Source organism: Hydrobacter penzbergensis (assembly GCF_900106985.1).
In the GTDB taxonomy this organism is placed as follows: domain Bacteria; phylum Bacteroidota; class Bacteroidia; order Chitinophagales; family Chitinophagaceae; genus Sediminibacterium; species Sediminibacterium magnilacihabitans.
The window spans coordinates 40977-62598 of sequence record NZ_FNNO01000001.1; the positions used below are offsets into that span (position 1 = coordinate 40977).

The 21622-nt window shown below is 45.1% G+C and carries 21 protein-coding genes and 1 tRNA gene; 12 read left to right on the forward strand and 10 right to left on the reverse strand.

Annotation, left to right across the window (positions count from 1 at the left end):
• Positions 1 to 136 precede the first annotated feature (136 nt).
• On the forward strand, positions 137 to 1303 hold the full coding sequence (locus BLU98_RS00200; RefSeq protein ID WP_092721245.1) for an exo-beta-N-acetylmuramidase NamZ family protein: 1167 nt from the start codon (positions 137 to 139) through the stop codon (positions 1301 to 1303).
• On the opposite strand, the gene BLU98_RS00205 is transcribed toward BLU98_RS00200, so the two are convergent.
• Positions 1300 to 2019, reverse strand: a complete 720-nt coding sequence (locus tag BLU98_RS00205) for a tRNA threonylcarbamoyladenosine dehydratase (RefSeq protein ID WP_092721246.1) — start codon at positions 2017 to 2019, stop codon at positions 1300 to 1302. The genes BLU98_RS00200 and BLU98_RS00205 overlap by 4 nt on opposite strands.
• Before the next feature lie 122 nt (positions 2020 to 2141).
• Here BLU98_RS00205 and BLU98_RS00210 point away from each other — a divergent pair, with 122 nt between their 5' ends.
• On the forward strand, positions 2142 to 3173 hold the full coding sequence (locus tag BLU98_RS00210) for a WD40/YVTN/BNR-like repeat-containing protein (protein ID WP_257574593.1): 1032 nt from the start codon (positions 2142 to 2144) through the stop codon (positions 3171 to 3173).
• A gap of 154 nt (positions 3174 to 3327) precedes the next feature.
• On the opposite strand, the gene BLU98_RS00215 is transcribed toward BLU98_RS00210, so the two are convergent.
• On the reverse strand, positions 3328 to 3660 hold the full coding sequence (locus tag BLU98_RS00215) for a DMT family protein (protein ID WP_257574594.1): 333 nt from the start codon (positions 3658 to 3660) through the stop codon (positions 3328 to 3330).
• Positions 3661 to 3780: 120 nt separating this feature from the next.
• Here BLU98_RS00215 and BLU98_RS00220 point away from each other — a divergent pair.
• The 4 genes from BLU98_RS00220 (at position 3781) to BLU98_RS00240 (ending at position 6596) form a co-directional block, all read left to right on the forward strand.
• Positions 3781 to 3855 (forward strand) — tRNA-Val (locus BLU98_RS00220).
• Positions 3856 to 4800: 945 nt separating this feature from the next.
• Positions 4801 to 5250 (forward strand): hypothetical protein, encoded by a 450-nt coding sequence (locus BLU98_RS00235; RefSeq protein WP_092721250.1) that lies wholly within the window; start codon positions 4801 to 4803, stop codon positions 5248 to 5250.
• A 26-nt stretch (positions 5251 to 5276) separates the two neighbouring features.
• On the forward strand, positions 5277 to 5501 hold the full coding sequence (locus BLU98_RS17490; RefSeq protein ID WP_139173795.1) for a hypothetical protein: 225 nt from the start codon (positions 5277 to 5279) through the stop codon (positions 5499 to 5501).
• 495 nt (positions 5502 to 5996) lie between these two features.
• On the forward strand, positions 5997 to 6596 hold the full coding sequence (locus tag BLU98_RS00240) for a cation efflux transmembrane domain-containing protein (RefSeq protein ID WP_092721251.1): 600 nt from the start codon (positions 5997 to 5999) through the stop codon (positions 6594 to 6596).
• Here the strand turns inward: BLU98_RS00240 and BLU98_RS00245 are convergent.
• The 6 genes from BLU98_RS00245 to BLU98_RS00270 form a co-directional block, all read right to left on the reverse strand.
• On the reverse strand, positions 6590 to 7444 hold the full coding sequence (locus tag BLU98_RS00245; RefSeq protein ID WP_092721252.1) for a pirin family protein: 855 nt from the start codon (positions 7442 to 7444) through the stop codon (positions 6590 to 6592). The two genes, BLU98_RS00240 and BLU98_RS00245, sit on opposite strands and share 7 nt — an antisense overlap.
• Before the next feature lie 17 nt (positions 7445 to 7461).
• Positions 7462 to 8331, reverse strand: coding sequence for a pirin family protein (locus BLU98_RS00250; protein WP_257574595.1), 870 nt, complete (start codon positions 8329 to 8331; stop codon positions 7462 to 7464).
• A gap of 16 nt (positions 8332 to 8347) precedes the next feature.
• Complete coding sequence (locus BLU98_RS00255; RefSeq protein ID WP_092721254.1) at positions 8348 to 8719, reverse strand: hypothetical protein; 372 nt, start codon at positions 8717 to 8719, stop codon at positions 8348 to 8350.
• An 88-nt stretch (positions 8720 to 8807) separates the two neighbouring features.
• Entirely contained in the window at positions 8808 to 9392 is a 585-nt protein-coding gene (locus BLU98_RS00260; RefSeq protein ID WP_092721255.1) for a Crp/Fnr family transcriptional regulator, read from the reverse strand.
• Positions 9393 to 9399: 7 nt separating this feature from the next.
• On the reverse strand, positions 9400 to 11799 hold the full coding sequence (locus BLU98_RS00265; protein WP_092721256.1) for a hypothetical protein: 2400 nt from the start codon (positions 11797 to 11799) through the stop codon (positions 9400 to 9402).
• Positions 11800 to 11872: 73 nt separating this feature from the next.
• Positions 11873 to 13243, reverse strand: coding sequence for a chloride channel protein (locus BLU98_RS00270; protein ID WP_092721883.1), 1371 nt, complete (start codon positions 13241 to 13243; stop codon positions 11873 to 11875).
• Positions 13244 to 13406: 163 nt separating this feature from the next.
• Here BLU98_RS00270 and BLU98_RS00275 point away from each other — a divergent pair, with 163 nt between their 5' ends.
• The 6 genes from BLU98_RS00275 (at position 13407) to BLU98_RS00300 (ending at position 18448) form a co-directional block, all read left to right on the forward strand.
• Positions 13407 to 14096 carry a response regulator transcription factor gene (locus tag BLU98_RS00275; RefSeq protein ID WP_092721257.1) on the forward strand — a complete coding sequence of 230 codons (690 nt, stop codon included), beginning with the start codon at positions 13407 to 13409 and terminating at the stop codon, positions 14094 to 14096.
• 3 nt (positions 14097 to 14099) lie between these two features.
• On the forward strand, positions 14100 to 15500 hold the full coding sequence (locus BLU98_RS00280; protein WP_092721258.1) for a HAMP domain-containing sensor histidine kinase: 1401 nt from the start codon (positions 14100 to 14102) through the stop codon (positions 15498 to 15500).
• 278 nt (positions 15501 to 15778) lie between these two features.
• A complete protein-coding gene (locus tag BLU98_RS00285) occupies positions 15779 to 16600 on the forward strand; it encodes a hypothetical protein (protein ID WP_092721259.1) in 822 nt (273 codons plus the stop codon).
• Positions 16601 to 16617: 17 nt separating this feature from the next.
• Entirely contained in the window at positions 16618 to 17091 is a 474-nt protein-coding gene (locus BLU98_RS00290; RefSeq protein ID WP_092721260.1) for a 23S rRNA (pseudouridine(1915)-N(3))-methyltransferase RlmH, read from the forward strand.
• Positions 17069 to 17758, forward strand: coding sequence for a rhomboid family intramembrane serine protease (locus BLU98_RS00295; RefSeq protein ID WP_257574598.1), 690 nt, complete (start codon positions 17069 to 17071; stop codon positions 17756 to 17758). The genes BLU98_RS00290 and BLU98_RS00295 overlap by 23 nt, the downstream gene beginning before the upstream one ends.
• A 45-nt stretch (positions 17759 to 17803) precedes the next feature.
• Positions 17804 to 18448 carry a hypothetical protein gene (locus BLU98_RS00300; RefSeq protein ID WP_092721262.1) on the forward strand — a complete coding sequence of 215 codons (645 nt, stop codon included), beginning with the start codon at positions 17804 to 17806 and terminating at the stop codon, positions 18446 to 18448.
• A 175-nt stretch (positions 18449 to 18623) separates the two neighbouring features.
• Here BLU98_RS00300 and tilS read toward each other — a convergent pair whose 3' ends face one another.
• Together tilS and BLU98_RS00310 are read right to left on the reverse strand one after the other, a co-directional pair.
• Complete coding sequence (tilS, locus tag BLU98_RS00305; RefSeq protein ID WP_092721263.1) at positions 18624 to 19955, reverse strand: tRNA lysidine(34) synthetase TilS; 1332 nt, start codon at positions 19953 to 19955, stop codon at positions 18624 to 18626.
• A 2-nt stretch (positions 19956 to 19957) separates the two neighbouring features.
• Entirely contained in the window at positions 19958 to 21622 is a 1665-nt protein-coding gene (locus BLU98_RS00310; protein ID WP_092721264.1) for a glutamine--tRNA ligase/YqeY domain fusion protein, read from the reverse strand.

A 21622-nucleotide genomic window follows, 5' to 3' on the forward strand; every position in this document is an offset into this window, starting at 1 on the left:
AATCGTATTTTTCGGGGTCAAATTTCATACCGATTCCCCAACCCGCAAATCTAACCACCTCGTGCCTTGTCCCAAGTTTTATTTTCTACAAATGCCTCCACAATGTGGATAAAAAACGGAACCCATACATTTGCGCATGGTACAATTTGGCGTTGACATTCTTCTGCAACAATCTCCTTCCTGGAAAAAAGCAGCCATCGGACTGGTGACCAATCATGCGGCTACCACCCATGCATTACAACCATCACGTCAGGCATTACTGGAAGCTGGTTTCAATATTCGCGTACTTTTCTCTCCGGAACACGGGCTCGATGTAAGCGGGGCAGACGGACAAGCCATGCAGGATGGCCGTGATCCGTTAACGGGGTTGCCTGTTATCAGTTTATACGGACCCAAGCTGGCTCCCTCGGAAGAAGATCTTGCCGGCATAGATATTTTATTGTTTGATATACCGGATATCGGCGCCCGTTTTTATACTTATCTCTGGACACTTTCGCATATCATCGAAGCTTCCGCCCATTTTCAAAAACCACTGGTGATATTGGACCGGCCCAACCCTGTTTCGGGCAATATGTATTTGGCAGAAGGCCCTATGTTGGCGCCGGATAATGCTTCCTTTATCGGCCGCTGGCCTGTTCCGGTAAGACATAGTTGCACATTGGGAGAGCTGGCGCTTTACTTCAATGCCACACGAAAACTCAGCGCATTCATTGAAGTAGTTGCTTGCAAAGGATGGGACAGGAATAGTTTCCAACCCGATTGGGGTATTCCTTTCGTTCCTACTTCACCTGCTATACAGGATTTTCAAAGTATGTTATTGTACCCGGGTCTTTGCATGCTCGAAGCCACCAATATTAGTGAAGGGCGTGGCACTCATCATGCATTCCGTGTAGCGGGAGCTCCGTGGATCAACGGGCCTGTTTTGGCAAACGGACTGAAAGAAATGAGTGAAGAAGGTTTGTCTGTGCAAGCAACTGAATTCATTCCGTCTGAAGGTAAATATGCTTCCAAACGCTGCTATGGAGTAAAGATGGAAATAACAGCGCCCGGCCACTTTCAAACCGTCTGGAGTGGGTTGTTGCTGATCAAACTCATTCAATCTTTGTATCCGAAAGAATTTGCCTGGGCTCCTTATCCAACGCATGTAAATCCTTCCGGTAAAGGACACCTAGATAAGTTAACAGGGTTGCGTAACAGTGAAAACCTTTTCACCTTGCCGCTCCCCGCTTTCCTTGCAGCTATTACAAAACATACCCGCGTTGATGATTGGAAGGCGGCAACGGCTGCATATCTTTTATATTAATCCATCAGGTTTCTGATGACCACGCTGGCGGCGGTACAGCCAAAAATGGCCGGCATATAACTGATGGTGCCGATAACAGATTTTTTGGGGTAGGCTTTTTCTGTTTCTATCACGCGCGACTGGTCTACTTTTTCGGCGCTGAACACCACCGTGATCCCTTTATGGATACCCAAGCCGCGCAGTTTCTTTCGTACATACTTGGCCAGGTTGCACTCGTAGGTTTTGGAAATATCCGTCACTTTTACTTGAGAAGGATCTACTTTACCTCCGGCGCCCAATGAGCTTACAATCGGTATTTTTCTTTCACGGCAGGCTTTGATGAAATGCACTTTGGGTGATAATGTATCGATACAATCCACTGCATAATCAAATTGCCCCGCATCCAGGATCTCAATGGTGCGGCTATCGCGTATGTATTCGGTAAGCACCGTCAATTCCAACGACGGGTTGATGTCTTTCAATCGTTCTGCCAGCACTTCTGCTTTCAGTTTTCCAGCTGTTGAATGCAGCGCCGGTATTTGTCTGTTGGCGTTACTCAGGTCTACCGTATCTGCGTCGATGATCGTCATGCGCCCCACGCCTGACCGCGCGATCATTTCGGCACAGATTCCGCCCACACCACCCAATCCTACCACGAGTACATTTTTGTTCATCAGTTTTTCCACTTTTTCATCGCCCAGCATCAACTGGGTACGGCTCATCCAGTAAGGGATCATTATACTATTAATTTAAATTCGACAATTAGCCAATTCGTCAATTTGGCAATGTGGTAATTGGCTAATTGTCGAATTGACGAATTGGCTAATTGATTATTTTAGGGTGCAAAAATGTAGTTAGTATGCGGTTTTTAAAAATTATTTCCTGTGCGGGGTTATTATGGATGGCGCTTGCTGTTCAGGCTCAATCCCCTTCTCTTCAATTGTTGCAGTCGGGCAAACAGGTGAGTTTGCGTGGATTAAGTGTTGTAAACGATAGCCTGGTATGGGCCAGTGGCAGTAATGGTACGGTGGCACGGTCTGCAGACGGTGGCCGTAGCTGGACCTGGCTTACCGTTCCGGGCTATGAAAAAAGGGATTTCAGGGATATCGAGGCTTTTGATGATCGTACGGCGGTGATCATGGGCATTGCAGAGCCCGCGGTGATCCTGAAAACTACCGATGGCGGCACCAGCTGGCATAAAGTGTTTGAAGACAGTACCAAAGGCATGTTCCTTGATGCCATGCATTTTGCCAACGAAAAAACAGGCATCGTAATAGGCGACCCCATCAATAAAAAAGCTTTTTTTGCCCGCACTTACGACGGGGCCAATACCTGGGAAAAACTGAATACAGCTTCTTTTCCCGAACTGGCCGAGGGAGAAGCTTTTTTTGCTTCCAGCGGCACCAATGTCAAGCTTACCAGTTTCAACAAAGAGTATACCGTTACTTTTATTTCAGGGGGAAGAAAATCTAATCTCTGGACCGGCTTCTACCACAAGGATTCGCTGCCGTTGATGCAAGGGTTGGAAAGTACAGGTGCCAATTCCATTGCAGTAAATGAATCAGCAAACAGGGCCGTAGTGGTAGGCGGCGATTTTGCCAAAGACACCATCAGCTCGGGCAATTGCGTATTGTTATCCATTCAACCGGGCGGTGTTCAGGTATCGAAGCCTTACACCCCTCCTCATGGTTACCGGTCCTGCGTGATTTATTTGAATAACCAGCAACTGGTTACCTGCGGCACTTCCGGGGTAGATATTTCCACTGACGGGGGAATGAACTGGTTGCTCATTAGTAAAGAAGGGTTTCATGTGGTGCAAAAGGCCAAAAATGGCAAGGCCGTGTACCTGGCAGGAGGCGGAGGGAAAATCGCCAGGTTGTTGATCCCTTAAAATACGATTAAAACAAATACTTCCATTAAACCAATCGATGCCGGTAACGGTCATATATCAGTACTAGCAATACAAAAAAGCTTATAGTTTTTTCCATTTTTTATGCAGCAGGGTAAAACAAGGGTAATCTGGCAACAGGTTACCCTTTGTTCTTTTATTTTTTGAAGGCGAAATAAGCCGCCCCTAATATCAAAAGAAAACTGATCAGGTATTTGGTTTCGAAGGGCTCTTTCAGGTACCACACGGCAAATACCGAGAATATAACCAGTGTGATGATCTCCTGGGTGATCTTCAATTGAAATCCTCCAAAACCGTTCTGGAATCCTGCCCGGTTAGCGGGAATCATAAAACAATATTCAAAGAAAGCAATGCCCCAGCTTAAAAGAATGGCCTTCCATAGAGACAGTTCTTTTTTCTCTAATAAACCATACCAGGCGAATGTCATGAAGATGTTGGAAATGATTAGTAAGCTTATTGTTTTCAGCATAAAGATTTGATTACAAGTGGCAAGTTATTATATCATTACAGCAGTTAGATTAAAAAAAGTTGAACATTTTTTTGGCAGTTATTCCACAGTCCCTATTTTTGCACTCCCAAACAACAAAAAGGGAGCATAGCTCAGCTGGTTTAGAGCATCTGCCTTACAAGCAGAGGGTCCGCGGTTCGAACCCGTGTGCTCCCACTTAAAAATCAAACAGTTAGATTATGAAACGTCTAACTGTTTTTTTATTTGCACAAGGCTTGCACAACGTTTCTATCCTGTTTGATGCACGCAGGTACTGTGCATAATTTTTTTATAGTTGCAACTACTGCTTTTAGCTTTTTCGGAGGGTTCTTAGTTATTCTGAATTAAAGATTTCTGCAAGACTGCTTTCAAATCTCTTTCCAACTCGCTAAACGATTTCTTGGTTATCGTTCTATTGAAATGCAATTTGCTCCAAACTCTACCGATTTCATCCGATTTTTTGATCTCATCTTCTTCAGAATCTTTTGCCTGAGAATACAATTCATACAAGTCTGGAACGGTTACGGGCTTTCCTTCATTGTTAAATCGAAGCATCCGCTGGGATAGAACGCTGGTACACAACACGATGAAAAATATCATATAAAGTACTTGAATATTAAAAAAATATTCCTACATTCAATACAGCATCGAAAATGAAGCATACTGCAGGGGTTTCCTTGCAATATGTCCCCCCGCTTCGTTTTTCTTCACCCCCCATCCATAGAGTGCGGCATACTTTGCTCATACGTAGGATGCCCGGTATGCCGGCACTCGTTCGGTCATGCGTCGATAGCATGGTGTAGCGAGGCGCACATCGTATTGCGTACAAAAGAATAGTGCAATGATTTGCTCCTGCGAACACCCTGCTCGTTGCAGCGGGCACTTCGTATTGCACCCGAAGAAAAAACCGAACGGACGTTGGCAGCCACGATACTGCTCCGGGACGGTACCAGCCGGGTACACAGACGCATCTGGAACCTTTGCACTACAAGCAAGCAAAAAAGCGCCGAACATGCGCCCTATGGCGTCAGACAAGGGAGCGAACCTTTAAATCCATGATATGAAAAAGTACATTTTCTACTCACTCCTCTTTCTCGTGATCGCTGGCGTACTCTTTGTCGCTTGCAGGCGGCCATATCGACCAACAATGAAGCCGATGCGCGGGCAATCGTGTATCCGCTCGCAAACAAGGTTGCGAGCTACTTTTACGCCAAATACAAGCGAGATATTCGTCAAGATTTTGTGAACAATCCCCAAGGAATCATAATTTTAGGGGTGCTCTATGCGGCAAAAGAGCGGCACGCGGCAACGATCAACATGAGTGCCTCGCTCCACGCACCGGGGCAAGGGTTTGCGGTGGAATCAAACCGAGCGACGTTTGACTGTTTGCTCTCTGCGGTTGGTTCGGTGATCGGCCTTTCTGATGCGCGCAATCTCTGGCAGAGCATCGCTGCGGGCGCGACTGAAGAAACCGCCATTGCCGCATTGAAAGTGATCGGGCGCAGAGTTGCCGGTGTCATCACCGTTGCCATCATGGTGTATGACCTGGGAAGCTGCTTGGATTGGTGGTGATTTATAACCTCATAAATATCAATCGTATGTTGAAACAAATCACGGAATATGTCATCGTCGCGCTCTTGTCAATCGCGACGATTGCACACCTTGGCAAACTCGCGTATCTGTATTTCAAGCCCGCCTTCTTAAAACGGTTTGACTTCATTTCCAATCCGGTGCCAAGCAAAACATATTTGACCTTGTATTATGTTCTCACGGTCATTGTATGCGTGTATGCGATCACCACGCGAGTGAGCAGCGTGCATTGAGATATATCTATATCGTTGAGATAGGCTGCTCTTATGAGACAGCCTATCTCATTTCTGCATGTATCCAAGGGGTATGCTGATGTCGGTTGCAATTGCGGTCGTCCGTGCGTTGTGCCCAAGCCGAAGAATGACCGGATAGGTGCAATCTTTCTTTTCTCTGCGGGTGTCGAGCAATATGGTTACATTGGTATTCTGCACTTTATAAAGGTAGTTCCCCTTGCACAAGATTAGCACAATAGCACTGTACCGATGCCGTTCTTTTTATCCCCATATTCTCTCTAAAAAGATGGTTTTCTACGGTTATCCGTCAAGTGAGTTCAAGGTGAATTCAGAAATCTTGCGCCTTACAGGCAGAGGGTCCGCGGTTCGAACCCGTGTGCTCCCACAGAAAAACCTTAATAGAAATGTTGAGGCTTTTTTCATTGTAGTCAGGTTAATATAGGTGAATTGAAAAAATGGTAAATTTAAATTCCCATTGATTCAATTACAATACGTATGGCCAAAGTCAGAAAACTCCTTGCATTAGCTGCCGGACTTAACACCATTATATTCGTTGGCGAAATGCTAGGTGGTGCCGAAGGGCATAGCACCAGCTTGATCATGGATGGAGTACATAATTTTTCTGATGAACTGGCGCTGGTTTGTCTTTTTCTGGCTTACCTGTTGCCTGTTACCATGTCGCGGAATTTCCAGCGCCTGGCCAATGCACTCAATTCTATCGGGCTCATTTCTATCAGTGTTTTCCTGATATGGCAATCGGTGAATAATATCATTCATCCTGTACCAACAATTGGCTATATACCATTGATAGCCGGACTACTGGCAGCCATTGCTAACTGGGGTGTTGCCAGGATATTGTATTCCATTAAAGACAGAAACGCTGCTATTCGTCTCACCTACATACACATTGTAGGCGATGTGTATGTTTCATTGGCGCCCGTGGTTGCAGGCTTGCTGGTGTTGTTGACAGGCAAATATATCTTTGACCCCATCATCGCCATTTTAGTAGGCGTATGGTTGATCTGGGCTACGATCAAAGAAATTGCACATTCTCACGATGAGCTCATCTGGCCGGAGCATGTAGCTGATCAATAAACCAGTTCTCCGAATACACCATTCTTGTAATCTTCCATTGCCTGGTTGACCTCTTCCTGTGTGTTCATTACAAAATTATCTTTCGCAGCAACCGGTTCGCCAATGGGTTCGGCGGACAGAAACAATACCTGTGCATTTTCTTCTGCAGTAACGATCACTTCGTCATTTTCTTTTTGAAACACTACCAGGTGATGTGCAGCAATACTTTCCTGGTTGATGTTCACCGTACCTTTTGCTATGTATAGCAAAGTCCAGTAACCCGGCGTGGCCGTGAACTGTACCTGTTTTCCTTTTGCAATGGTTCCAATAATAGATATAACAGGTGTGAAACTTTTCAATGGACCTGTCTTGCCTTCGTATTCACCGCTCACCAATCGCAAAGACACACCCTCCTGTTCCAACACAGTTGGCTGTAATGCCTGCGGCGCCGATTGATAAGAAGGCGGATCCCATTTTTTAGCTTTGGGCACATTTACCCAAATCTGGATCAACTCCTGCGTTCCTCCTTTTGCGAGCAAATCTTTGGTAGGTCCTTCACTATGCAACAATCCTTTCCCTGCAAACATCCATTGCGCTCCACCTGCCCTGATCACTTCATCATGTCCTGCATTGTCTTTATGGTATCCTTCTCCCTGCAATTGAAAAGTAACAGGTGCAAAGCCCCTGTGCGGATGTGGGTGAATACGCAATTCCTGGCCCGGACTAATGGTGTCCGGACCAAGATGGTGTATTACAATAAATGGATTGGCAAACCTGAAATCTTTATGTGGCAGGGGTTGTATCACTTTTTCTTCCCTGGTGATCAGCTTTTCCCTTCCCTCTAATACATGTTCAATTGATTTTTTCATGGTTAACACAGTTTAGGTTATTCCAATACACCAAATTTACCGGATTGAAACTCCTGAATCGCATCGTATATCTCTTCCTGCGTGTTCATCACAAAAGGTCCGTAACTGGCAATCGGTTCGTCGATGGGTTCACCGCTCATTACCAGCAATACAGCCTGTTCTGCTGCTTTGATATTGATATCGGTGCCTTCGTTTTTGAATAATACAAAACTATGCTCCGGCGCTTTCTCTCCATTTACTTCAATGGATCCATTCACAACAAGTATCGCTGTATTATAATGAGCGGGCAGACTGGTGCTGACTTCCTTACCTGCATTCAGTTTGATATCAAACAGGTTCACAGGTGAATAAGTAGCAGCAGGTCCTTTTACGCCATTGAATTCACCAGCGATCACATTCACCACACCGCCGTCATTAGGCAATATCGCTTTCCCCATCATATCGGCTGTAAGCGCCTGGTAATGGGCGGGCGTCAGCTTGTCTTTTTTGGGCAGGTTCACCCATAATTGAACCATTTCAAAGGGTCCGCCTTTTTTAGCGTATTCTTTTTCGTGGTATTCTTTGTGCAGTATACCGCCACCGGCTGTCATCCATTGCACATCACCGGGATTGATCACGCCGCTATTGCCGGCGCTATCGTGGTGTGCCACGCTTCCCTGGTAAGCAATAGTAACGGTTTCAAATCCTTTGTGCGGGTGCACATCTACACCACGGGGAACAGCGGAGGGTCCGAAGTCATACGCAGCATTGAAATCGAGCATCAGGAAGGGACTGATCCTGCGCTGTGTAATATTGGCTCCCGGGATAAAATTATACACCCGGAACCCATCTCCTACCATGCCTGGTCTGGCTGGCTTGGGTATTATTCTTTCGATTGATTTTTTCATGATATGCTCCTTTAATTTATTGAATGTTTACTTTGGGTTTAAATGCATCATCGGTTACCGAAAATGAATGCTTGTGTGCTGCTTTTTGTTTGTTAAGCGCAAGCGTAACTTGTTCGGCCAGTTCATGCAATTGTGCCGGCTCGTAGGTTACAACAAGTCCGTACGCTTGCTGGTGCAGGAAAAGCTTTTGTAGTTTTCTTGCTTCCTGCTCTCCTATTGAATCGGCCAGTAAGAGTACATCGAAATGGAACTGGTGAAATTTTTCAATGGCATTTTCATCTGATGAAACACCGATGCTGTTCCAGGATTCATTGCTGCTCACTGCATCCAGTGCCTGAAGCAGGCTTGACTCATTGAAATCTACTACCAGTATCTCTGTCTTGTTCATATCATCTCCTTTTTTTTTACAACACAAAAATACTCCGGCAGCCTAGCGACTTCCAATAACCTATCTTAACAAAAATTCTTAACCTAGATTATTTTTTGGGAGGAGTTTGGCTCAGCATTTTGCTCAGGAATTCGGGAGTGACCCCAATGTAGGCAGCTATCTGTTTTTGAGGGAGGCATTGTATGAGAGAAGGATACAATTGGCAAAAATTTTCGTAGCGCTCGCGGGCCGAGAGGCTTAAATTGTTAATGAGCCGGTGTTGATAGGTAGCCAGCGATTTTTCGGCCAGTACGCGGAAGAAGTGTTCGAATTTGGGTACCTGTTGGTATAATTTATCGAGGTCGGATTTTAACAACAACAATACGGTACTGTCATCTATGGCATCTATGTACAAAGTGGCCGGCTCCTGCGCAATAAAGCTTTTCATATCACCGATCCACCATCCGGGCGGCGCGAACTGCAGCACATGCTCAAACCCGTTTTTATCTATGGAATAACTTCTCAAACAACCATCGGTTACAAAACAGGCATACCTGTTCACATCACCCTCCTGCAACAGGAATTGTTTGCGTTTCACTTCTTTATAGGTAAGCAAAGCCGTGAAATACGCTGTTTCTTCCTGCGTTAATTGTATGTGTTGGGTAATATGTTCCAGTAACAGATCGTATTCCATAACGCCTTTATTCCAGTAGCCTGGTAATTCTGATCACCTTCCCCTCTCCATTCACCCCTTCCAGTACTACCTGTAGTTTTTTACTGATGTCGTTATTATAGAACTCCAGTTTTACCCTTGGGCTCTTTTTATTCGTCAGTACATAAGGGTTCCAGTATAAAGTGGTTCTTACATCCGGGTCAAAACTATCGGGAGATTTTTCATAAGAGGGACTATAAAACTCTTTGAAGCGGGAATAACCGCCCAGTATGGTGCTTTCCATACCGCGACTGTTGGCGTCTGAGCGGCGACTATCTCCTCCTTTCTTTGTATAAATGGCGATTGCTCCGCCACTGCCTCCGCCTGCAGATCCAAAGAAAGGCGGACGGAATACTTTGATATAAGCGATGTCTGTTACCGGTGTGCTTTGTATCATGCTGATATCAGACCTCATCTCATTCAGGTAAAGATCGGGGCTGCCACCACGCCAGCTGAGACTTGCCTGTGGCCCTGAACCGGTGATCATCAACCCGGCCACTTTTCCCTGCAAATACCCCAGCACATCCATCGCGCCAATGATCGATTTATCGTCTGTAAGATCGAATGAATAACCATCGCCTCCCGAGAACAGGCCGCTGGCATATTTTTCATCCATTACTTTTAGCGGGTCTTTTACTTTGGCCTTAACAGTCACCTCCTGCAAGGTAGCCGCCGCCTTCAGCTTCCGCAGTTTCTCCTGTTCTGCAAAAAAATATTGCAATTTCAGCGAAGCGAGGCTATCGTTCTGCATCTGGCTGGGGCCCAGTTTCACTGATTTGGGAAACTGCCTGAGCAAACCATTCTCTACCTGCACCTGCATCACATCGCTGAGTTTTTCTTTTCCGTTAAAACTGTAAAAAGCCCTCACCGTATCGTAGAAGAACAAACCTTTTTGTTCAAAGCTTCCATCTTTTTCTACCGGAACAAATATCAACTGTGTGCTACTGTCTTTTCCCCTGAGAATGAAATTCAACTGGAGCGGTATCCTGGCGAGACTGCCTTTCACACCATACACTTTACCCGTCAGTTTGAGGTAATCCGTTTCGCGCGGATATTTTAAAGAAGGCATTTCTGCTGTCTTGATCTTGTTCCAATCAAAACGCCGCCATCCGTTTGTCATCATTACCAGGTCGAGCTTTGAGGTAATGCTATCGGCGTCACTGGTGAAATAATACGCAGGATTATACACTTTGCCTTTGATATCATCACTCAATAAAAAATCTGAGAAGATCGTGTGTTTATCCGGAGGCACCACCGAAGCGTCGGTTACGGCAACAGACATATTGGTAAAGGCTGTGTCGTTCACCAGCACTTCGATGATATTGCGGGCCCTTTTTTCTAGTCCTACTATCGGGGTACTGAATTTAACATTGAATTCGTGCAGGTGATTGTTCACAAAAACGATCCGCTCGGCTATCGGTAGCCAGTCGCTCGTAAACAACGAAAACTGCAGGATGCCTGTGGGCATTTCATCAATTGGTATTTGTGCATTGAGCAAGGTTTTTTCCATCATGTTCAATGCTACTTTATAAAACAGTTGCTGGTTCATGTGTACCAGCAGGTGTACCTGCTTGAAATTATCGGTCACATTGGCTGTGCGCTCTACTTTCACCAATGCTTTGTCATTCGTAGTGCTCACAGACAGCAAACTGCCTTCCTGTTTTTCTATCGTGATGGGAGCAACGCCTTTATTGCCATACTCGTCTGTCCAACTGATCCTGTAAGATTCATTAGCGTGACTTAGCAGGGAAAACAATCCCATACCATCGTGTTTCACTTTAAGTGTATCTAGTGTTTTGCCTTTATCATTCTGTAACAGCGCTTTGATACGTACCGGTACACCAAACTGGTTGGTGGCTTTGAAAGCAATCCGCGTATTCAATCCCTGCACCAGGGTGCCTCCTTCGGGAAACAGTTCCAGCCTGGTTTTCATAGCTGCCGGCATCTTTTTTTGCGCAGGCGCAGGATTATTCACTGCGAGGTCTCTCTCGTATAAAAAAGCAGAATCATCGTTCAGCATCCAACGGGTATATGCTTTTACATGCAGGAAATTACCGGTGTAATTGGCAGGCACATCAAAGCTACCTTTGGCGGTAGACTGGAACAAGGGGGCAACTGTTTGGTAAAGCATCTTGCCCGTGGTATCGTACCATTCTACATATACGTTTTTACTCAGTGTACTCAATTCACCGCCTGACAGGATATACACTTTGTACCAGATCGTTTCGGATTTATTGTAGATAGACCGGTCGAAATGGATATGTATCTTTTCTTTGGGGAATTGCTCCTGGTATGACGCCATCACAGAATCGATCTGCTGCGCCGAAGCTTTATGACAGAGCAGCGTGGTGAGTACAAAAAAGCACAGGTAGAGAAACTTCTTTTTCATTCTTATGTTCTTAGAAAAAATCACAGGGCGTTTTTCAGTTAAAACGCCCTGTAAGATAAATCGAAGTTTCATATCAAGATGCTAAAACCTTGGGAGGCTTTTTTTCATGCGTTAGATCATGTATATGCTGGTGCTTGAGATGGTCATAAAATGAATGTTTATCTACCAGTACCGAAACAAGCGCCGCTACCATGCCTGCAAGCATGAGATGGAAGATCACATTGTGCCTGTCGGTCATTTCCAGCACCAATATGGCTGAAGTGAAGGGCGAGCGGGTAACACCTGTAAGAAAAGCCACCATACCCGCCAGTATGAGCAGGTTGGAGTCGTTGGCGCTGGCATGTAACCAGCCCGACAATACCGATCCGATACCGGCCCCGGCACTCAGCGCGGGCGCGAAAACGCCTCCGGCTGCACCTGTAGTGAATGTAATTATAGGACCCACAATACGCAACAGCGGCATATACCATACCACATGTTTTTGATCTGTGAACAATACCTGGTTCATGAGATCTTTACCCGAGCCTAACGCTTGCTGTCCGGCCAGTAAACCCATGGTGGCAATTACCAGGGCGCAGCAAAGCAGGTAAAGCAATTGCCTGTATTGATTGGTTGACCGTTTGCGTATGCGCATGATCAGCAGTATGCATTTACTCATCAGGCTGCCCGCTATCCCGGCTACCACAGCAATCACCGCTACACCCAGGAAAACCGAAACAGAAAGATGACTTACATCGGGATATCCCAGGTAGAGATAAGGCCCCAGAAATGCTTGCGCTACCAGTCCTGCTATAATTACCGCAGAAAAAATAGCGGTCTTGAAGAAACTGATATGTGTTTTGGTGAGCTCTTCCACAGCAAACACAATCCCACCCAATGGCGTATTGAAAGCAGCGGCCAATCCGGCTGCCGCCCCCGTCATGATCATATTGCGCTTGGATATCTTAGGCCACCATTCGGGCAGCAACAGGTTCACTTTCCTGAATATGGAACCTGCAATCTGGATGGTAGGGCCTTCGCGACCGGTAATACCTCCTCCGAGCAATACCATGCAACTGGAAGCGATCTTCACTATAATGATACGCACGCTCAGCAAGCGGTCTACTTTATCGTTGTGTTTGGGCGTTGCCAGTTCAATAGCGGCAATTACCTGTGGAATACCGCTGCCTTTGGCAAAAGGCGCCCATTTTTTTACCATCCACCAGGCTATGAGAAAACATACCGGCGTTACAAGTAAAAGCAGGTGGTGAGGCAGTTGAAAAATATAAGCCGCGCCCTTTTCGGCAACAGCAAAGATTTTAGTATAGGCAACGGCTACCAAGCCGGTGAGCAACGAAGCAACCCAGAACGGGATGGCCTGTAATAAATTCCTTTTGATTCGTTCATTGCGGATGCGATCGAAATGCTTCTTTAATTTGGCTCTGATAGCATTGAATAGGGACATAGAAATAACGTTCATCTGTTCTGGTAAATCGGTAAATTCATCCTGACAATGCAACTCGGTAAAATGGTTGCAAAAATAGGCATTAGGTTTTGTGGGGATATTAGAAGCAGATTAGATTTTAAGCGGTTGCCATACAAATTATAGAAAAACCGTATTGTTGACTATGGAAGAGCGGAAATTACTGATCGTGGAGGATGAGAAAAAGATAGCCAATGCCCTAAAAAAAGGCCTATCGGAGAACGGATACCATGTGGAAATGGCGTTTGACGGACTGATTGGCAGGAAGTTATTTCTTTCGCACTCTTATGACCTGGTAATACTCGACATCAACTTGCCCGGGCTCAACGGTTATGAATTGTGCAAGATCATCCGCAACCACAACCAGCAGGTGCCGGTGATCATGCTCACCGCCCTGAGTTCAACGGAAGACAAGATTGAAGGGTTTGATGCGGGGGCAGATGATTATGTGATCAAACCTTTTGAGTTCAAAGAACTGCTGGTGCGTATCAGGGCCCTGCTGAAAAGGACCATGTACCAGCAGTTACCCACAGGAAATATTTTAAAAGTAGGCGGACTCGAAATGAACCTCGACACCAAGGAGGTGAAACGCGAAGGGCAGCAGATACTGCTCACTGCCAAAGAGTTTCAGTTATTGGAGTATTTCATGCGTAACAGGAACCGCGTACTATCGAGGGCCGATATCGCAGAAAGTGTGTGGGATATTGATTTCGATACCAAAACCAATGTGATCGACGTATACGTTAATTACCTTCGCAACAAGATCGACAAACATTTCTCCACCCGGCTTATCCATACGCAGGTAGGCATGGGTTATATTTTAAAGGAGCTATAGCCGATGAAGATCAAATACCGCATCACTCTGTTGTTTACACTGGTGGTAACCATCATACTGCTGATCGTGTGTACTTCCGTTTATTATCTTACCAACCTCAACAGGGAAAAAGATTTCAGGAAAAGATTGCACAACAGGGCGCTTACTACCATCAGTCTCCTGACAAAAGTGGAAGGAATTGATAAAGACCTGATGAGCAAGATCGATGCGAACATGTTCTTCACCATACAGGAAAAAAGTGTGGTCGTGTATGATGAGCATGATCATGAAATTTATCGTCATGTAGACAGTACCGTAGATGCAGAAACAGCCAACAGCGCATTGCTGGCAAGGGTGCGGACCGAAGGCGAATATGTCTTTACAGACCATCGCCGCACCATCGTTGCCATACCTTATACACGCAATCATAAAAGTTATGTGGTACTGTCTTCGGCTTTTGACCTCGATGGTTATGCCAAGCTGGCGCAGTTGAAATTTATACTCACACTCAGTTTTATCACGGGTATATTGGCCACCATTGTATGCGGACTCCTGTTTTCTGCACGGCTCGTGGTTCCCATTAAAAAAATCACCAACGAGGTAAAAGAGATCTCTTCACAGAACCTGTCGAGGCGCATTGATACTATTTACGAACCGAAGGATGAACTGTATGAATTGTCGTCTACTTTCAACGACCTGCTTACCCGTTTGCAGGAGTCTTTCGAGATACAAAGGCGATTCATTGCCAACGCTTCGCATGAATTGTCAACTCCCCTGACTTCTATTTCAAGCCAATTGGAGATCACACTGCAAAACCAGCGAAGTGCCGAAGAATACCGTTCGGTGATCAGTTCAGTGTACGACGATGTGAAGCAACTCAACCAACTTACCCGCAGCCTGCTGGAGCTTGCCAAAGCCTCGGGGAGTACCGACGGTATGGAGTTATCGCTGGTACGGATTGATGAATTGCTCATGAAATTGCCTTCCGAGCTGCGGAAAACAAATAAGGATTATACGGTAGAACTTCATTTCAACAGTTTTCCCGACGATGAAGATAAGCTGCTGGTTTTCGGCAATTCCGATTTGTTGTACAGCGCCATCAAGAATATTGCCCTGAATGCGTGTAAATACTCAGAAGATCATTTTGCGGCCGTGGTACTGAATTTTGTTTCCGATGAATTACAAGTGTTGATATCCGATAACGGGCCAGGCATCAGCGAGTTGGACAAACAGCTGGTATTTCAACCTTTTTACAGGGCTAAAAGTACCAGCCAGTCGCAGGGTTTCGGGCTGGGACTATCCCTTGCTTCCCGTATCATTCAATTACACAAGGGGTGTATTGCGATTGAACCAGGCTCGCCCAAAGGCACTCGCTTCATCATCAACCTGCCAGTTGCACGTGCTTTTCACCGCTTGCAGGCATGATGCGCGCGCTCCTTTTATTTCTAATGCTTTTCTAATCCTAGATTAATGCCTCATTAATGAAAATTGGGCATCTTGCCCTCGATAGCAAAAGCGCTCGTACAAGGCGTGTTTTGAATTACAGTTGATTTTAAAAAACTGTTCCAATCGAATTAACGTTGTTATTATTTGCTCAGGGTTTAGTTTAACGCCGCTCTTTTCCAAGAGCGGCTTCTTATTAAATAATCAGTCTGTTTTTTTATTCTAATATCATTTTAACACCGGTCTAATTATCGCCTAATATGAGCACCATAGGTTTGGCGCTTAAAGTCTATTCAGTGGTTCCTTGTAAAAACATATTGATACCTATCCATACGCCCGAACACGCGCTCATTGCCGTTGAAAGGGCTTTTGAATTATACCCTTTCGCCGATACAACACTTTACCTGTCGGGAACGGGCTGTGTGCAACGCAAGTGGAGCCTGTTGAAATGGAGAAAAACGGTTACAGCAGTTCCCGATCATGCTATGATCAATAAACTCGCTGCAAAGATCCGGTCGGTATACCCGGGTAGTCGCGTTCTGGTGGAGACGCCTGCCGATGAGCAACCAGATGAAACGTATTATTGGCAGTTGATCACCCGCCATAATATCGACCTGGTATTACTGGTAAAAGGCGAGACCGAAAATATGCTGCCTTCTTATGCTTCGTTTCCTGTTCCTGTTTTGGTTATCACACCAGGTTGCCTCAATCATCCTATCAGATCCATTCTCCTTCCGGTGCATGGTTTTGTGCCCGAGACACAGGTCCATGCTTCGCTCATGTTTGCAAAAAAATTCAATGCGCAGATATACCTTGTAACCATATTGGGCTCAGATGAAACCCATTCTAAACAGCATGTAGATGCATTTTATCTTACGTATAAACTGCTCATGGAATATGGCCATACACCGTATTATAAAATATTACAGGGTAGTCATGATACCGAAATGATCCTCCGCTATGCCGACCAGGTAAAAGCCGATCTCCTGTTGACTTCCCTTGAAAGAAAAAGATCCGTGACTGACCTCTTGCATCCGCTCTCAGCCCTCCAGGTACTGATGCTCAAGCCTCATATAAAATAATTAATTATTTTAGAGGCATGAAACTTCAATTATGGTCGGTTGGTAAGGCTCATGAACCTTATGCACATGCGGGTATTGAAGATTTCACCAGGCGGCTCAATAAATATTTTCCGGTGCAATGGCGGTTGATTGCACCACCCAAAAATGCCGCCAGCCTGAATGAGCCTGAACTCAAAAAAGAGGAGGCCGAATTGGTATTGTTGCAATTGCAGAAAGACGATTACCTCGTATTACTGGATGAACGTGGCCGGCAGTTGAGTTCACCGGAACTGGCTGCTTTCCTGCAGCAAAGAGCCAATGAAAGTACCCGGCAATTGGTTTTCCTGATCGGCGGGGCTTTCGGTGTGGATGAACGCATCAGGCAACGGGCTAATTTTTGCTGGAGTTTTTCGAAATTGGTATTTCCACATATGCTGATCCGTTTGATGCTGGCCGAACAATTGTATCGCGCCTGCACTATTTTACGAAATGAGAAATACCATCACAGCTAAAAGACAAAACCCATACCTTACTCCTATGATCACCGTAACCATCGCCATTCTTGCACTCACCTGCGTAATTTCTTTCAGCGCCTTCTCGAATGAGAGAGTGATCAATGACCTCATTTTCGATCCAACAGCTATCAACAAGCGGAACCAATGGTATCGTTTTGTTACCAGCGGGTTTATTCATGCCGATCTGATGCACCTCGCATTCAATATGTATTCTTTCTACCTGTTTGGCGATATGGTAGAGCGTGCCTTTGTTTCTGTGTTTGATGAAAAAGGAAAATTGTTATACGCTCTCATGTACCTGCTGGCGCTGATCGTTTGCCTGATCCCTACTTATATGCAGAACAGGAACAATTACCTTTACAGGAGTCTCGGCGCTTCAGGCGCTGTGTCTGCCGTGATCTTTGCGGGCATTCTGTTATATCCTACTTTGGGTATGGGTATTTTCCCTTTTCCTTTTCATATTCCGGGCTTTGTATTCGGTCCGCTGTACCTGATCCTTTCGGCTTATCTGGCCAGGAAAGGACATGGGAATATCAACCATTCTGCCCACCTCTGGGGTGCCATTTTCGGTATTGTATTCATGGTTGTTTTCTCCAGGGCCATGTCTGATTTCGACGCGTTTGGGCATTTTTTACAGCAGGTAAGTGGTTATTTCAGCAAGTAACAAATGATGTGAATGTTCCAAGCGTTTTGAGCGCTTATCTTTGTTATGATGAAAGATAAGCAGCAGGGAGATAAGGTAGATGAAAGCGTCATCAAAATTGGATACGAGCAAAAGAAAGAAGCACTGTTTCTGATTGACATTGTTGGCTTTGTTGCGCTTGTAACAAGTTGTTACGATATAGTAGATCGTAAACTAAAAGAAGGGCGCATTAAACAGCTAAAGGCCTGGCCTGATCTTGTTGAAATTTATCATAGTAAACAGTCCGGAAGAAGCGTGTTGTGTGAATCAAGTAATCTGGAACATTTACATGAGCAGCGAACTACAGAACTCCTTGCAGATGTCGGATATGATGTAATTTTTGCACCAAAGGGAATGTTTAGTCGACAGGAGAAAAAGTTTGACGTATTCTTACTTAAAAGCCATATCATTCTTAAAGTAGATTTAAAAGCTGTCAGTAGTAAAAACCCCTTGACAATTGCTAAAAGGATCAAAGAAGGATCTGATCAAGCTCCCTTTATCGTACTTCACATTTGCTCCGACATCGAGAGGATGGCATTGATCGATGGCTTGCGAAGCGGTGTGTATAAAAACAAATTAATCCGGGAGATCATGTTGATCTATAAAAAGAAACTATACCGTTTGCCTAAAAACCTTGTAGAAAGCAGGGGAATCTTTGATATCATAAAATAAGAAAAGGGCTCCTGTGGATGCCCCTTTCAATTCTTTGTCGTTGGGAAGTTCGAAATGAACTCAACCGCCGATGATGTAAAATTATTACTAATTGTTCACAACGAGTAATAAATCTTGGTCATTACCCCAACAAATATCATTAATAAACCCACCTATTAAATTGCTTATCAACTACTTACAATACAACAAACTGCAAGGCATTGGTGGTATTGTCAGTAATTTTAAACCGATCGTCTATCCGGTACCCGATTATCCAAATGATCTTTTTATCCATTTCCAGCACCCATACTTTTTCTTTATCTATAGCGGATAATTTCAGATCAATGAAAAAGCGGCTCAGTTTTTTCTTTTTCTGCATGCCCAGCGGGTAGAAATAATCTCCCTGTTTCCATTTTCGCAATAACAAAGGGAACCTGATCTTAGTGGCATCGAGAAAGGCTTCTGAAGCGGTGGCAGAAATGACGCTATTTTGACTTTTGATTTTTGAGCTTTGAATTTTCAAAGTCTTGTCTGCAAACCTCACTTCACTATCTGTTTCTTCAATGATGATGTGCGCGGCCTGCTCATTGGCATTTTCGGCAATGATCATCCATTTGCGGTTGCGGATAAGCCGGTGGGTAGGTGATTGTAAATAACTGCCGTTTGAGGCATCCAGTAATTTGATGGCTTCTTCTGTTTGGGCCGAAGTAAAACCATAAGGTTTCAGCAGTTCCCAGGTGAGCGTGTGCAACGGCGTTGCCTGTTTCCATTTCAATACTGGCACGTGTACTTCATGCCCTTTGATCAGTTTCAGTTTTTTGAGTTGTACACCAACAGATTGGTTGTACACTTCCAGCGCTTCATTCAGGTGATCAATGGTGTGCAATATGTTTTCCTCCACACGGGGAAAAATTTCTTTGATGGTTGGTATCAACTGGTTGCGGAAAAAATTACGGGTGTATTTGTCGGAGCTGTTGGATGAGTCTTCCACAAAATCCAGCTGCATTGTTTTGGCATACTCCACCAACTCCTGTTTCCTAAAAGGAAGCAATGGCCTGATCAGTGCGCGTTCTGCCTGCATCGGCTGTATGCCGGCCAATCCTTTGATACCTGTTCCGCGAAAAAGATGCATCAACATCGTTTCAATATTATCATCGGCATGATGCGCTGTTACCAGCCAGCTATCTTCCCGGATGGTATTGAACCATGCATAACGCAGTTCTCTCGCCGCTTCCTGTATGGCCATTTTATGAGCAGCAGCAAAAACTTCGGTATCAAATCGTTTGATCAATACTTCCTTGCCATATCGTTTACCCAATGCCAATACAAACTGTTCATCGCGTTCGCTTTCTTCACCCCGTAACTGGAAATTACAATGTGCGATCCGGAAATCAAATCCGCTTTGCACTATGAGGTGTGTCAATACAACACTGTCTACCCCGCCACTGACAGCTAACAATAGTTGTGCGTTGTTAGCGGTGAGTTGTGAGAAGTTTTCTTTCCAATGATATGTAAAGGCTTCTAGCAACGTTAATTATTCTTCTTAACCTCCTTGGCCCAGGTATCTTTCAAGGTAACAGTCCTGTTGAAGACGAGCTTATCTTTTGTGCTGTCTCTATCCAGTATATAATATCCTTTGCGCAGGAACTGGTAACGGGCATCGGGCGGATCGTTTTGCAGCGCCGGTTCTGCCAACGCGTTTTGTACAACATGCAATGAATTGGCATTGATATGGTCTTTGAAATCTCCTTCGGCATTGCCCACATCTTCTACTTTGAACAAACGGTCGTACAAACGCACTTCGGCTTTGATGGCATGCGCAACGCTTACCCAGTGCAGGGTGCCTTTTACATGCATACCCGATGTATCGGCGCCACTTTTGCTTTCGGGGATATAGGTGCAATGCAGTTCGGTGATATTACCTGCCGCATCTTTGATCACTTCATTACACTGGATGATATAAGCATTTTTAAGCCTTACCATTTGTCCGGGCGCCAGCCTGAAATATTTTTTGGGAGGCACTTCCATGAAATCTTCGCGCTCTATATAGATATCTTTTCCGAAATGAATATCCCGGTGCCCAGCTTCCGGATCTTCGGGATTGTTCTCACTGGGTAACAGTTCGTGCTCCTGTGTATAATTGGTGATCACCACTTTCAGCGGATCAAAAACCACCATCCTTCTCAATGCTATCTTGTTCAGGTGTTCACGTACAAAGAATTCCAGCAATCCCACATCGATCAGGTTATCGCGTTTAGCCACTCCTATCCTTTCGCAGAAATCGCGGATGGCATCAGCCGTATACCCTCTTCTGCGCATACCGCTGATGGTAGACATGCGGGGATCATCCCACCCACTCACATATTCTTCATTCACCAATTGCAACAATTTGCGTTTGCTCATAACGGTATAAGTCATGTTCAAACGGGCAAATTCATATTGATGTGAGGGAAATATTCCTAATTGTTCAATGAGCCAATCGTACAAGGGCCTGTGTGGAATGAATTCCAGGGTGCAGATGGAGTGTGTGATATTTTCGATGGAATCACTTTGTCCGTGTGCAAAATCGTACATGGGGTAAATGCACCACTTGTCTCCCGTACGATGATGGTGCGCATGTTTGATGCGATAGAGAATGGGGTCGCGCATGTGCATATTGGGACTGGCCATGTCTATTTTGGCGCGCAATACTTTTTCGCCGTCTTTGTATTTGCCATCGCGCATTTCGTTGAAGAGTTTGAGGTTCTCTTCCGTGCTGCGGTTGCGGTATTGGTTTTCAACACCCGGATGTGTGGGTGTTCCTTTTTGGCTGGCTATTTCATCACTGCTACTATCATCTACATAAGCCAATCCTTTTGTAATGAGCAGGATGGCGAATTCGAACAATTGCTCAAAATAATCAGATGCATAGCGTTCATTGGCCCATTCAAAACCCAGCCAACGAACATCATCCTTGATGCTCTCTACATATTCTGTTTCTTCTGTAACGGGGTTGGTATCGTCGAAGCGCAGGTTGGTTTTGCCGCCATATTTTTTAGCAAGGCCGAAATTCAGGCAAATGCTTTTGGCGTGGCCAATATGCAAATACCCGTTGGGCTCAGGCGGAAAACGGGTCATGATGGATGCGTGTTTTCCACTCTTCAGGTCTGCTTCTACAATTTCTTCAATAAAATTCAGGTTCCTTTCCTCTGACAT

Coding starts and splice junctions, on each gene's coding strand:
- BLU98_RS00245 (WP_092721252.1), bottom strand. CDS start 7,444: ATGAAAAAATCAATTGAACATGTATTAGAGGGAAGGGAAAAGCTGATC.
- BLU98_RS00200 (WP_092721245.1), top strand. CDS start 137: ATGGTACAATTTGGCGTTGACATTCTTCTGCAACAATCTCCTTCCTGG.
- BLU98_RS00265 (WP_092721256.1), bottom strand. CDS start 11,799: ATGAAAAAGAAGTTTCTCTACCTGTGCTTTTTTGTACTCACCACGCTG.
- BLU98_RS00215 (WP_257574594.1), bottom strand. CDS start 3,660: ATGCTGAAAACAATAAGCTTACTAATCATTTCCAACATCTTCATGACA.
- BLU98_RS00250 (WP_257574595.1), bottom strand. CDS start 8,331: ATGAAAAAATCAATCGAAAGAATAATACCCAAGCCAGCCAGACCAGGC.
- BLU98_RS17490 (WP_139173795.1), top strand. CDS start 5,277: ATGTTGAAACAAATCACGGAATATGTCATCGTCGCGCTCTTGTCAATC.
- BLU98_RS00275 (WP_092721257.1), top strand. CDS start 13,407: ATGGAAGAGCGGAAATTACTGATCGTGGAGGATGAGAAAAAGATAGCC.
- BLU98_RS00260 (WP_092721255.1), bottom strand. CDS start 9,392: ATGGAATACGATCTGTTACTGGAACATATTACCCAACACATACAATTA.
- BLU98_RS00295 (WP_257574598.1), top strand. CDS start 17,069: ATGAGAAATACCATCACAGCTAAAAGACAAAACCCATACCTTACTCCT.
- BLU98_RS00205 (WP_092721246.1), bottom strand. CDS start 2,019: ATGATCCCTTACTGGATGAGCCGTACCCAGTTGATGCTGGGCGATGAA.
- BLU98_RS00310 (WP_092721264.1), bottom strand. CDS start 21,622: ATGTCAGAGGAAAGGAACCTGAATTTTATTGAAGAAATTGTAGAAGCA.
- BLU98_RS00280 (WP_092721258.1), top strand. CDS start 14,100: ATGAAGATCAAATACCGCATCACTCTGTTGTTTACACTGGTGGTAACC.
- BLU98_RS00240 (WP_092721251.1), top strand. CDS start 5,997: ATGGCCAAAGTCAGAAAACTCCTTGCATTAGCTGCCGGACTTAACACC.
- BLU98_RS00255 (WP_092721254.1), bottom strand. CDS start 8,719: ATGAACAAGACAGAGATACTGGTAGTAGATTTCAATGAGTCAAGCCTG.
- BLU98_RS00210 (WP_257574593.1), top strand. CDS start 2,142: ATGCGGTTTTTAAAAATTATTTCCTGTGCGGGGTTATTATGGATGGCG.
- BLU98_RS00300 (WP_092721262.1), top strand. CDS start 17,804: ATGATGAAAGATAAGCAGCAGGGAGATAAGGTAGATGAAAGCGTCATC.
- BLU98_RS00285 (WP_092721259.1), top strand. CDS start 15,779: ATGAGCACCATAGGTTTGGCGCTTAAAGTCTATTCAGTGGTTCCTTGT.
- BLU98_RS00290 (WP_092721260.1), top strand. CDS start 16,618: ATGAAACTTCAATTATGGTCGGTTGGTAAGGCTCATGAACCTTATGCA.
- BLU98_RS00270 (WP_092721883.1), bottom strand. CDS start 13,243: ATGTCCCTATTCAATGCTATCAGAGCCAAATTAAAGAAGCATTTCGAT.